The following is a 12633-nucleotide window of genomic DNA, read 5'->3' as shown; positions in this document are numbered from 1 at the left end:
TTATTTTCAAAACTTGAAAATAAAACCTAACATTTCTCAAAACATTATTTTTTATTCTCATTATTTTCTTTTGAATTAGGAGATTTAACTCATTTTTCAAAGCGAGCAATAAATACTTTTTCGTCTTTTGTGAAATTACCAATATTATTTTTAATGGCATTTTTATATTTAATTCGCATTTTTATTTTGGTATAAATTTTATAAGCAAAATATGCCAATAACATTATGCAAATAATAGTAAATATTATTCCAACCGCAATATTCATTTTTAAACTCCTTTAAAATAGTTATAATTTATATCTTTTTTGTTGTTTTCTTTTTCGGCAATGAAAAAAACTAATAATTTTTGCCCCTTAATTAATTTGGTTTCTTGCTCTTGTTGATTAATTGAAATTACTTGATATTTACTGTTTTTTATTGTTCCAATGCAAATTAATTTTGGATAGGTTACAATAAGTTGGATCATATTTATGTGAACTTTCAAAATAAGATAAAATTATATAAGAAAGTAGGAATATAAAAATGGGCAAAAATTCATATACATATGAATTTAAAAAACAAATTTTCATGGTCGCGTTTAGTTTTCTTAGGTATTTTTAAAAAAAGAAAAAATAATCATTTACTATAAATTATTTCAATATGCAAATTAAGGATATATTTCTTATGTATAATTTTTGTTATAAAAAATTATTTTAATGTTTTTTTATAAGTATTTTGCTTATTTTTTATAACCTTTTATTGAGATTTTGTTTGTCGATATTAAATATTTTGTTTTATTACTTATTTTTTAAATAAAATGATAATTAAATTATCGTTGCTTTTCATTAAAAATTATTTAAATCTTTACCTATCTAATAAAACTTTATGTGTCCATAAAAACCTTAGAAAACAAGCATTGATTCAGTTTATTCGCAACCCATAAAAATATGTACATCAATAAATGTGAAAAATTAGCTAATGAATATGAAAAATTAGATGAATACTTATATAAATATCATTATCGCTTAAAACAAGGTTATAAAGTAGTTCATTTTGCGTCAAGAACAATTATTACAATTTTTGGTGATGTTACTTTTAAACGACGCCGATATAAATATTGAAATCAAAAATCAGGTAAATTTGAATATGTATGTTTACTAGATAAAGAAATTGGTTTATTGCCCAAACAACGCATTTATTTTGATGTCCAATTTAAAGTTTTAAGTCTTTTGGGTGATGGCAAACGGTATCGAGATGTTTTAGATATTCTAAATCATTATTATATTTCAAAAGCTAGTATTTCAAGTATTTTAAATAAATATGATATTGCCGAATATTTCCCCAACTAGTAGAAAAAGAAACTAAAACTAGAATTGATGTCAAAAATAAGAATTTATATATTCAACTAGATGAGACATTTTTAGCGATATTAGATCAGAAAGTTAAACAAGAGCAAAGAATTCGTTTAGTTACTTCTCATACCGGACATAAAGAAAAAAAATACAAAAATTTTCGTAGAAAATTAGAAAACAAACGAGGTCATTTTCTAATGTTAAAAGTTGGTAAACGAATAGATACGATGGATATCGTGATTTATTAATTAGAGAATTACAAAAACATTATGTAAATATTAATTATGACAAAATAATTGTTTGTGGCGATGGCACTACTTGAATTAGAGAAATTGCCAATATTTTTGGTAATGTTAGATATATTTTAGATGGTTATCATGCTATTAAAAAATTAAAACAAACGGCATTTAATATTGTTTTTGAAAATCGTAAAGTAATACTAAATAGTTGAATTGAATTATATAAAAAAGGAAATCATCAAGAATTAATCAAAAACATTCATAAAGTTGCTAAAAATGAATTAAATAAAGTGGATTGGCAACCCTTTTTAGGACAATTTTTATATAGAGACATTTGTTTTCTAAAAGTAACTGGAGATAAATAATTTAAACTGCCATGTATTCTAAGATTATTGTATCAATTAATGTAATCAAATAATTCAAGTTCTAATTGTGCAAGATCATTGAATTTTCTACCATTAATAAATTCTGTTTTAAAAACTTTATAAGTTGCTTTAGCAACTGCATTATCATATGGACAACCGGACAACCCTTCGCACTCAATGATCTTTGAATTTTAAATGTAGATAATAATTGATCAATTATATTATTTTTAAACTCATTACCTCGGTCGGTATGAAATATTTCAATTTTTGATAATGGTCTAGTAATTCGCATAATAGCTTGATAAACCAACTCCGTATTTTTATTTGGTCCGGAACTATAACCAACAATCTTGCGATTATACAAATCAATTAGGAGACATACATAAAATCATTTAAAACCCACTTTTATATAAGTTAGTTAAGTCACTAACGATAATTTCATTTATTTTTCTATTATTAAAGTCTCTGTTTACAATGTTATTTACTGTGGATCATTATTTACTTGAATATTTTTGCATTTAAGTCTTGTTTTTGTGTACTTTGATATCAAATTATTGTTTTTCATAATGTTTCTAATTTTGCGTCTAGATAGGTTAATACTTTTATGAGCTAATACTACTTTGATTTTTCGAGCTCCATAGACTTGGCGGCTTTCGTTAAATGCACTGATAATTTCTTGATTATAATTATTCATTATTTTCCTTGTGTATTTATTAATTTGATAATAGTAATTGGATTTTGAAATATTTAATAATTTATACATTTTTCTTATCGAATATTTTTTCTTATTGCTATTAATTATTGTTATTTTTTGGCCATTATCAGTGCGGCTTGCTTTAAAATGTCATTTTCCATTCGTAATTGTTTTAATTCTTTTCGCAAGTAAATTAATTCATTTTCTTCTAGTGTGCGATTGTCTTTTGCTTTAAATGAACCAGAATTATTATAATTTTTAACTCAACTATAAATAGTTGGTTTTGGTAAATTATATTCTTTCCCTAAATTAATAACACTTTTGCCATTTTTGTATAGCATGACAATTTGTTTTTTAAATTCTTCAGAGTATGAGGTTTTATTTCCCATTTTTATATTCCTTCTTTCTTAATAATTTCGAAGTCTATATAATTATGGTCCAACTTATTGTAGCCTATCCAAAGTAATTAAAAATATTAGTGAAAATTTAATAAAATTAATAATTTTTATTGTGTAAAAATTCAATTAATATGATAAAATCATGATGGATAAAAATGACAATAACAAGAACGGCAGGGTTAGTTTAGTACTTAAATAATATAATTATCTGATTGTTTTACTTATTCAAAGCAATACCCAAGAAGACTAAACGCGACCTTATTTAAACGAGATATAATTAATATTGCATAAATAATAGTAAAATAACATAATTGTGAGGTAAATTGCTAGTGTCTATTAATAAGTCTTTATTGCAAATAAATATTAGCAATTTGCAAAAATTAATTAATATTAATGATAAGAAAAGTTTAGAAAAAATTTTAAAAAATTTGCATAGTGCCGATTTAGCTGATGTAATTAATAAAATGGAAAATCTTAGTGAAGTCTTGTATTTAGTTCGTTTATTAGATTCAAAAATAGCTAGTGAAGTTTTTATTAATCTTGATACGGAAATAAAAATAATGTTATTAAATGAGTTAAATAATACAGAAATAACGCAACTTGTTAATCAATTATATGCTGATGATATTGTTGAATTATTAGAACAAATACCTGAGGAAGTTGTTAAAAAACTTATCATCAATGCATCGCGTGATAAAAGAAAAGAAATTAATATCTTACTAAATTATGAAGAAAATAGTGCCGGTTCAATTATGTCAGTTGATTTTGTGCAGTTGCTTCAACATGATAAAGTTGGTCAAGCATTGAAAAAAGTTAAACAACTTGGTGAAAGAGCAGAAAATAGTGATAAGTACTATGTTACTGATAATAAGAATAAGTTATTAGGAGTTATTAGTTTAAGAAATTTAGTTTTTGCTAATAGCATAGAAGAAGTTAATAGTGTAATGGAAACTAATGTTGTTAGTGTTGATGCTCATAGTGACCAAGAATTAGTTGCTAATATTGTTCAAAAATATGATTTAAATGAAGTTGCTGTTGTTAATAAGCAAAATGTGTTAATTGGAATTATTACTGTTGATGATATTTTAGATGTTATGGAAGAAGAAGCAACAGAAGATATTGAAAAGTTAGCCGCGATTAAACCAACTGAGATGTTATATTTAAAAACTCCGGTTTGAAGAATTGTTCGTTCGCGAATATTTTGGTTGTTATTTTTATTAGTTTCAGCTACTTTTTCGGAATTAGTTATTGATGCTTTTTTACCTTTATTTGGTGCTAATAAAAATAATAGTAGTAATTTGTCTAATAAGTTTTTAACTTTATTAGTACCGTTATTACCAATTATTGCTGATACTGGAGGAAATTCTGGAAGTCAAGCATCAACAACTATTGTGCGTGCATTATCATTAGGTGATGTTACAGTTAAAGATTATGGGCAAGTTGTTTGGAAAGAGTTAAGAATATCTTTTTTTGTTGGTTTAATTTTAATTTGCTTTAATTTTATTAGAATGATTGTTATTAATCTTATTAAATATGATGGTGTTTTACATTGAGATCAGTGAGCTTCAATGATTACAATTTCATTATCTTTATGAATCATCATTATTATTTCTAAAGTAGCGGGAGGAATTTTACCAATTATTGCAAAATTATTAAGATTGGATCCGGTTGTTATGGCGGCCCCCTTGGTAACGACTATTATTGACTGTGTATCAACAACAATCTTTTTTTCTATTGCTTTATTATTTTTTGTCCCTTAATAGATAGGAGAATAATATGAGATTACGAAATAAACCGCAAGCAAAAATATTTTTAAAAAATAATTATCAAATTGTTATTCAAGAACCACAAACTTATAAAGGTGATTGAATATCAAAAATTTTTAATAATACTCAACCTTGTCATTTAAAAATTGGATGCGGTAAAGGAGACTTTATTATGAGCCTGTCCAAAATTCTGTGTCTTGATAATTCATTCTGAATTCTATTCAGAAGAAGTAGAACAAAAAATTATAAAAAAACAAAAAATCCCTGATACAATTGATAAAATTGATGATTATTTTTTAGAAATAAAATTTGAAGACAGAGTGAACTTAAGTTAATTACTTAGAGACGCAGTTAATTGGACACCCCCCCTTTGGGTTGTAACAAGTTTTTAGATTTAATTATTAAAAGTTTGACCTTCAATTTTTGTTATTAGTTGTTTTAAAGTAGGATTTTTTAATATTGTTACTTTTAAATTAACGATTTCATTTTTTTAATATTACTGTTTTCAATTTCTTCATATTTGATATTAAAGTTGAGTTTTGTAAGTTCATCAATAATATTTTCGTTTTTTGCGTGATAATGGTAATTATCTATTATGCTATGTATTGTCTTTTCCTTAATTGGGGATATTGTATCAATTTTTATTCAGTTTGTTATATTTATTGGTAATTGTTGTGTATGTATATATAAATCTCATTTTATATCAGTAGTAGGTTTTTTTTCATCTATTTTTTACTAAGTAAACAAATCCTTTTTTTAAGTTTAATTCAAAAATTTCATTTTTATTAGATAATATTGTTTTATTTTCTTTTTTAGAACATTCAACTGTTGGCAATGTTATTAGTCTCAAGATTTAATATACAACAGACTTATGACAAGCACAAGCATTTTTTTAAAAAAGGGATGATAAATTATAAAATAATGCAGGAAATTTTTAAAAATAGTTTATAATTAAGTTCCAAAGTAAGTAGATTCCAGATTAAAATTCAGAGAAAGGCTGTTTATTATTAGGTAAATTTTATTAATTAGTAAAAATTTATGAAAGGGATTTAAATTAATATGAAAAAACTTTTAAGTTTATTAGGTGTAATAACAATTAGTGGAACTGCAATGCCGACAATAATTGCTGCTAGTTCTTTTCAAAAACACAAACAAATTAATGAATTAGAAAACAGTCAAATTAATTATCAACAAGCAAATAATTTAGAAAAACTAAATAGAAATAAAAGAGAAAAAATATACAACGCAGATTGTGCAAATAAATTAATTGCCGGTGTCGGTGCCGGAGTGGAGTTTGCTGTCGGAGGGGGAGGAACGCGGAACGGGTGGCGGGTGTTCGGGGCTGCTGCAGGAGCTGCAATAGGTAGTGTTTTGTCCCTGGTGTTGGCACCGTAATTGGCGCGCGCGGTTGTTGGGATTTTTTACAGGCGCAGGTGTTGGTGGCAATTGGCAATATCGCCTCTTCTTCTGCATCTATCTATAGTACAGTATGTGCTAAAGAAATTAGCGAATTTATTTTAAATACAGATTTAAAAATTATTAATTCTGATAATAATATTACAATATTAAATGAAGTTAAAAAACTAAATCAATCTTTGAATATTAATAATTTATATGTTACTGAAAAAACAAATACCTCAGCTAAAATAATTGCTTCTAGTTCAAGCGATTATAAAACAGAAAGTTCTGTGGTCGTTAATTTTATTAATCAACGTCATTTAAATTGAACTCCTGATTTGTTAAAAAACCGAGGAAATAATTATTATAAATGAAACGAAGAATTTAACAGACAAAAAAAGAAGATGTATCGTATTTTTCCCAAGCCAAAAAAAGAACTTGAAAAGATGACAAAAATTTTCAAATTAGAACTCAATTTCATTCACTACTTCAAAACATCGTTACAATTCAAAATCATTTTTATATAAAAGAATTATATAATAGGATTATAGCACTAGAAAATGATTTATCTAATTTAAAAATTAAAGTTGAAAGATTATCTTCTGGAACGACATTATCTTTATGTGCTTCTTTCGGCGGATCTTGTTTCATCAAGTAGTTCTGTTGTTCCTGTTATTGGAAATATAATATCATACACAATGTTTTTAAAATAGCCGTTGTAAACGTATCAAATTGCTCCGCAATGTCATAAAATTAAAAATGAGGTGCGATTTAATTCAATAAAATGGTTATTTTTTTCTATTATTCATTTGCAAAATTTCATCTTGCGCCTCACTTTATTATTTTTTTGTTAGCGAACTCGGACTTCGCCGAGTAATTTTTCAAACATTTTAAAGCAAATAAAGAATATGGTCAAAATAAATGGAAAAATGAAGATTCAGTAGTGGTAGTCAGCAAAGAAGTTGCTGACTTGTGGCATATTAACAGCAATAATTTCTCACATTTTAGTAAAAGCTGTTATAATTTTGCGTTTCACAATTTAGTCATTGCTGCGTTACTAGCTGTTATCTTTGTTACTGCTGGTGCTTCTGTTAAGAAAGTTCCAATCACATAATCACCCCCTTTCTTTTTAAAACATTCATCATTTATATTCAAAGTTTTTCTTAAATTTGTTAAAACCACGATTAACCTTAACACAATTATATTTTTTCCTAATTAATTTTGAATTTCTTTGGGAATGTATCACAATGTAACTTCTTGACATTACTTTTGTTTCTATCTAAATACTGATATGGTTTTTCAAAGTAGCATTAGAATAAATCACACCATAATCGCTGTTAAGAATCAAAAAGCAATGTTTGCTATTAAAAGTCAAAGTGTTTCTTGAGTTAAATCAATTTCCTTGCCAGAAACTCACGCCAGAACAACTTTAATTTGAATAAATAAATCTCAGAAAGTTTGTTTAATTTGTTCTTAATTAAATTCTTTTAAATTTACTGTCATTTTTTATCGCCCAAAAATCATTTTTATTGGTAAATACATAATTGAAATTAAGGCGAAAAGAAAAGTAATGATAATAATTAATCCGGCAATAAATGCAACCTGTGCAGGCATTTTTTCTATCGAAACAAACAGTTTTAAAAATTCCATAATAATTTCTCAAAACATTATTTTTTACTCGCGTTATTTTCTTTTGAATTAGGAACTTTAACTCATTTTTCAAAGCGGGCAATAAATAATTTTTCGTCTTTCGTGGAATTACCAGTATTATTTTTAATGGCGTTTTTATATTTAATTCGCATTTTTATTTTGGCATAAATTTTATAAGCAAAATATGCCAATAGCATGATGCTGATAATAATAAATATTAGTCTAATCGCAATATTCATTTTTAAACTTCTTTAAAATAGTTATAATTTATATCTTTTTTGTTGTTTTCTTTTTCGGCAATAAAGAAACTTAATAATTCTTGCCCCTTAATTAATTTGGTTTCATTTTCTTTTTGATTAATTGAAATTACTTGATATTTATTATCTTTTATTATTCCGATGCAAATAGAATTTTAATATTTTCCTTTATAAACAAATCGTTTTGAAAACCAAATGCCGATTTGTTCATTAAATCACGGAATTTTTGGTGCTTTAATAAGCATTGCGTTTTGTGTTTCTTTTAAAAAGATATTTCTTAGTATTTAAGAAAATGTTTTCAATGTTTTTCATAATAAATTACCTTTCTTATGAATAAACTAAGTTATATTAACTAAGTTAGTTAACTTAGTTTTTTAAACACTTATATATCGCAGATTTAAGTGTTTAAAAAACTTTGTTAGTAAATTTTGTTTTTTAATTAGATAAAGATTTTAATAATTTTAAACTTAGCATACCTCTATATAGAAATTTCTACACTTTAACATCCGCATCCTGCCCTTGGAACTAATTTAATAGCGGGTCGCGTTTAGTTTTCTTAGGTATTTTTTAAAAAAGAAAAAATAATCATTTACTATAAATTATTTCAATATGCAAATTAAGTATATATTTCTTATGTATGATTTTTGTTGTAAAAACTTATTTTAATGTTGTTTTTATAAGCGTTTTCCTTGGTTTTTATAACCTTTTATTGAGATTTTGTTTGTTAATATTAAATATTTTGTTTTATTATTTATTTTCTAAATAAAATGATAATTAAGTTGTCTTTGCTTGTCATTAAAAATTATTTAAACCTTTTCCTACCCCCTGCCTAACAAAACTTTGTGCGCCCTAATAGCGTTTATATTTTTAGGAAATCAACCCATTCATTTTTTTATTGCAAAATGAAACAAATTGCTATAGCTAATAGGATGTTATCTATCAACTTGTAAACTTCTTTTGGTTATGGCGACCACCAACAATTTATCGTGCTTTAATACATACCAACATTATTAATTCACTTGTATTTAATTTTCAAAGAACAAATTTTTAACATCTTATAAAATAAAAAGACAATCATTGCTGACTGTCTTAATACGTATTCAAATCTTTTTCTACCTAACAAAACTTTATGCCTCCAAACAAGTAATATTATCATTACTTGAACTCGTTTCTTAATTCTAATTTGAATACCACTAAAAATTGCAAAGCTAACTTAACTACTAAAATAACAAAATAAACAATATATTTAAATTATTCAAAAAGAAAATTGAAAAAAGCATCATCCAAAAATTGACCAATAACAGTTAAACGAGCAATCGCCAAAATACTAGCAAAAATAATGAACAAAGCTCATATTTTCCCACCAATTTTATCACTACGCCGAATTGTCTTCTTTAACTGAATAATTTTGGATTTCTCTTGTTGTTCTTGTTCATATTTTTTAGCAATGCGAGGATTATTTTCAAAATCGACAAAATCACTATTTATTTTATCGTTATTCATTCTTTTATCTCCTCATATTTTTTAAGTAATCTTTAATTTATCTCATTAATTACTGCTAAAACCATTGGATTTTTACCTGTTTCTTGACGACATAACTCTTGCAACTCACTACGAATTTGATTTTTAACTATCGCACCATCAAACTCTGATTTTTTTTGATGTTCTTCAACAATGGCACGAACCTTAGTTTGCATTTTATTAGTTAATTCCTCATCATCCTGAATAAAAACAACCCCACGCATTTGCACATCAACCAAAGAAACAATCTCTTTACTACGACGATTTAGTGTAATCCCACTAATTAAAACTCCATCGCGAGCTAATTGCTTTCTTTCATTCAAAACGACAGCACCAATATCGCCAACTCCAAGACCATCAACATAAATATTATTACATTTTAAAGAAACTGGTGATGGTCCTAATTTACCATTAATAAACTCTAAAATTTGACCACTATCCTTAATTAAAATATTATTAATTAGAATCCCTGCTTCTTGAGCACTATTTTGCGCACTAACAAAATTTTTATGTAATCCTTTAACTGGCATAAAAAATTTTGGTTTCATAATTCCAATCATCATCTTAATATCCTCATATGAAGCATTCATATCTCACACTTTTTTATCGGATAACGCCATAAAACAAGCATCAGTTCTTGCTAATTCATCCAATATTCTCGCATGTTTTAATTCATAACCAGGAATCGGTGGCGTTGCTAAAATCACAGTATCTGACTTTTCTATTTCTAAATGCTCATCATCGCCACTAATAATTTTATATAATCTTGTATAAAGTCGCTCGCCACTACCAGTAACAAAAATTACTGAATTGTCATTAATATCATCACTAGTTAAATTTCTAAACTTAATTTTATTAAATTGCAAATAAGTTCCTGATTTAAATTCTTCTAAAATTGATTTTAATGTGCCCCCCATAACGATGGCGTCACGATTAGTTTCGCTAACCAACTCTAAAATTTCACTTATTTTATATAAATCCTGTTCATGACAAGCAATAATAATTTTAGACTTTGCTGCCTTAAAAGTTGATTCCACTAACTTCTTACATTTATGATTAGGTGCCGTATAATCATTACGACTAGCATAACCAGAATCACTCATCAATAATAAAACTTTATTATTAGCAATTTTTGCTAAGTGCGCCATATCCGTAGCGAAATTGCTTCGTTCTTCACTATCAAAAATATAATCACCAGTATAAATAATAGTTCCATCAATAGTCTTTAAAGCAAAACCAAAACTTCCAGGAATACAAGTTGTCGTATTAAAAACTTCAATTTCATTATCACCAAAAGATAAAATATCCTTTTCTTTAATTTCAATTAACTCATTTTCACTATGTCATACTTTAAACTTGTGCAGTTTTTGTTTAATTAAAAAGATTGTTAACTTACTAGCATAAATAGAAATTTTAATATCCTTTAAAAGATATGTTATTGCTCCAAAACATTCCTCTGATGGTTTAGAAATAAATAATCCTTTAATGCGATTAACATTTTCTTTCAAATAAGAAAAATCAGGAATAACAGTATCAATTCCTAATGCTTCTCGTTCAGGGATTTTACTACCAGCATCAAAAATAAATATATCACGGTTAACTTCCGCCACATACATATTTTTCCCGCGTTCATCGAGTCCCCCTAATGCAAAAACTTTTATTGTTGCCATAATTATTTTTTCTCCTCTATATTTTCTATATTTAATATAATTTTATTTTAAAATATTACTTTTATCATTATAACACATTGATTATACAGCTAAACAGAGAATAATTTTTTAATTTTGTAGAAAACTCTTGATATTTATTGAATATACTTAAAATCATGGAATGGCAACCCTTTTTAGGACACTTTTTATGTAGACTGCCATTTTTTCTAAATTCAACGGGTGTTAAATAATTTAAGCTGCCGTGAATTCGAATATTGTTGTATCAATTAACAAAATCAAATAGTTCGCATTTTAATTGTGTTAAATTTTCAAATTTTTTACCCTTAATAAATTCCGTTTTAAAGGTTTTGTAAGTTTTTTCAGCCACAGCATTATCATAAGGACAACCTTTATCGCTTAATGATCTTTTAATATTAAAGATTATTAAAATTTCATCAATGATTTTATTTTTGAACTCATTACCGCGGTCGGTATGAAATAAAGTTATTTGCTTTAATAGTTCGTGTTATTTTATGAAAAGCTTGTTGAATTAGTTCAGTGGTTTCGTTTAGCCCGGCATTATATTCAATCCAATTATTTCGCGATTAAACAAGTCAATTAATAAGCAAATATAATGTCATTTCTCACCAACTTGCACATATGTTAAATCACTAACAACAACTTCATTAAGTTTTTTGTCATTAAATTCACGATTTAAAACATTACTAATTTGGGCATTATTAGTTGTTGTTTTGTGATTACGATATTTTAATTTGATGTATTTGTATTCAGAAACCAAATTATTTTTGATCATAATGCATCTGATTTTTCGCCGCGATAAGATGATATCTTTTCTTATTAAAACGGCTTTAATTTTACGGGCCCCATAAATTTTGCGACTTTTATTAAATGTATTGACAATTTCTTGTTCATAATTATTAACTTGCTTGTTAGTGCATTTATTAGGTTGATAATAATAATAATACGTTGATTTTGATAAACCCAAAATCTTACATATTTTCCTCACTGAATATTTGTTTTTGTTGTTATTAATTATTGTTATTTTTTGGACATTATCAGTGCCGCTTGCTTTAAAATATCGTTTTCCATTAGTAATTGTTTTAATTCTTTTCGTAAGTAAATTAATTCATTTTCTTCATTACTTTGATATCTTTTGCTTTAAAAGAACCAGAATTATCGAATGATTTTATTCAATTATAAATAGCAGATTTTGAAATACCCTATTCATTAATAATTTCAATAATGATTTTCCCGCTTTGATAAAGCATGACAATTTGTTTTTTAAATTCATTTGTATATGAATTTTTACCCATTTTTATATTCCCACTTTCTTATATAATTTTA

14 protein-coding genes and 2 pseudogenes are annotated in these 12633 nt (G+C 25.9%); 5 read left to right on the top strand and 11 right to left on the bottom strand.

The genetic code is table 4. The features are described from left to right. Positions 1 to 44 precede the first annotated feature (44 nt). Both AACK93_RS06605 and AACK93_RS06600 read right to left on the bottom strand, forming a co-directional pair. Complete coding sequence (locus AACK93_RS06605) at positions 45 to 266, bottom strand: hypothetical protein (RefSeq protein ID WP_339024246.1); 222 nt, start codon at positions 264 to 266, stop codon at positions 45 to 47. 2 nt (positions 267 to 268) lie between these two features. Next, complete coding sequence (locus tag AACK93_RS06600) at positions 269 to 466, bottom strand: hypothetical protein (RefSeq protein WP_339024245.1); 198 nt, start codon at positions 464 to 466, stop codon at positions 269 to 271. A gap of 400 nt (positions 467 to 866) precedes the next feature. On the opposite strand from AACK93_RS06600, the gene AACK93_RS06595 reads away from it, so the two are divergent. Next, positions 867 to 1328, top strand: coding sequence for a UPF0236 family transposase-like protein (locus AACK93_RS06595; RefSeq protein WP_339024244.1), 462 nt, complete (start codon positions 867 to 869; stop codon positions 1326 to 1328). 573 nt (positions 1329 to 1901) lie between these two features. Here AACK93_RS06595 and AACK93_RS06590 read toward each other — a convergent pair. Next, positions 1902 to 3018, bottom strand: a pseudogene (locus AACK93_RS06590) (IS3 family transposase); the annotation flags it as partial. 338 nt (positions 3019 to 3356) lie between these two features. Between AACK93_RS06590 and mgtE the strand changes: the two are divergent. The 4 genes from mgtE (at position 3357) to AACK93_RS06570 (ending at position 6718) form a co-directional block, all read left to right on the top strand. Next, positions 3357 to 4787, top strand: coding sequence for a magnesium transporter (gene mgtE / locus AACK93_RS06585; protein WP_339024243.1), 1431 nt, complete (start codon positions 3357 to 3359; stop codon positions 4785 to 4787). Positions 4788 to 4939: 152 nt separating this feature from the next. Beyond that, entirely contained in the window at positions 4940 to 5128 is a 189-nt protein-coding gene (locus AACK93_RS06580) for a hypothetical protein (protein WP_339024242.1), read from the top strand. A gap of 724 nt (positions 5129 to 5852) precedes the next feature. Next, positions 5853 to 6188, top strand: coding sequence for a lipoprotein (locus AACK93_RS06575; protein WP_339024241.1), 336 nt, complete (start codon positions 5853 to 5855; stop codon positions 6186 to 6188). A gap of 44 nt (positions 6189 to 6232) precedes the next feature. Next, positions 6233 to 6718, top strand: a complete 486-nt coding sequence (locus AACK93_RS06570; protein WP_339024240.1) for a hypothetical protein — start codon at positions 6233 to 6235, stop codon at positions 6716 to 6718. 92 nt (positions 6719 to 6810) lie between these two features. Here the strand turns inward: AACK93_RS06570 and AACK93_RS06565 are convergent, their stop codons facing one another. The 8 genes and pseudogenes from AACK93_RS06565 to AACK93_RS06530 all read right to left on the bottom strand — a co-directional run. Next, positions 6811 to 7014, bottom strand: coding sequence for a hypothetical protein (locus tag AACK93_RS06565; protein ID WP_339024239.1), 204 nt, complete (start codon positions 7012 to 7014; stop codon positions 6811 to 6813). Positions 7015 to 7041: 27 nt separating this feature from the next. Next, on the bottom strand, positions 7042 to 7227 hold the full coding sequence (locus tag AACK93_RS06560) for a hypothetical protein (protein WP_339024238.1): 186 nt from the start codon (positions 7225 to 7227) through the stop codon (positions 7042 to 7044). Further along, on the bottom strand, positions 7209 to 7373 hold the full coding sequence (locus AACK93_RS06555; RefSeq protein WP_339024237.1) for a hypothetical protein: 165 nt from the start codon (positions 7371 to 7373) through the stop codon (positions 7209 to 7211). The genes AACK93_RS06560 and AACK93_RS06555 overlap by 19 nt, the downstream gene beginning before the upstream one ends. Before the next feature lie 324 nt (positions 7374 to 7697). After that, positions 7698 to 7859: a hypothetical protein gene (locus tag AACK93_RS06550; protein WP_339024236.1), complete on the bottom strand. Its 162-nt coding sequence runs from the start codon at positions 7857 to 7859 to the stop codon at positions 7698 to 7700. Next, positions 7859 to 8080, bottom strand: a complete 222-nt coding sequence (locus AACK93_RS06545) for a hypothetical protein (protein WP_339024235.1) — start codon at positions 8078 to 8080, stop codon at positions 7859 to 7861. The genes AACK93_RS06550 and AACK93_RS06545 overlap by 1 nt, the downstream gene beginning before the upstream one ends. Before the next feature lie 1269 nt (positions 8081 to 9349). Further along, the gene (locus AACK93_RS06540) at positions 9350 to 9601 is read right to left on the bottom strand and encodes a hypothetical protein (protein ID WP_339024234.1); all 252 of its coding nucleotides are present in this window, start codon (positions 9599 to 9601) and stop codon (positions 9350 to 9352) included. A 32-nt stretch (positions 9602 to 9633) separates the two neighbouring features. Continuing rightward, the gene (locus AACK93_RS06535; protein WP_339024233.1) at positions 9634 to 11289 is read right to left on the bottom strand and encodes a ribonuclease J; all 1656 of its coding nucleotides are present in this window, start codon (positions 11287 to 11289) and stop codon (positions 9634 to 9636) included. 205 nt (positions 11290 to 11494) lie between these two features. Continuing rightward, positions 11495 to 12602, bottom strand: a pseudogene (locus AACK93_RS06530) (IS3 family transposase); the annotation flags it as partial. Positions 12603 to 12633 lie beyond the last annotated feature (31 nt).

The sequence above is a fragment of the Spiroplasma endosymbiont of Agriotes lineatus genome (assembly GCF_964019485.1).
Classification (GTDB): domain Bacteria; phylum Bacillota_I; class Bacilli_A; order Mycoplasmatales; family Nriv7; genus Nriv7.
Note: the sequence above shows the minus strand (reverse complement) of the source record. Positions and strands in the feature narration are given on the sequence as shown.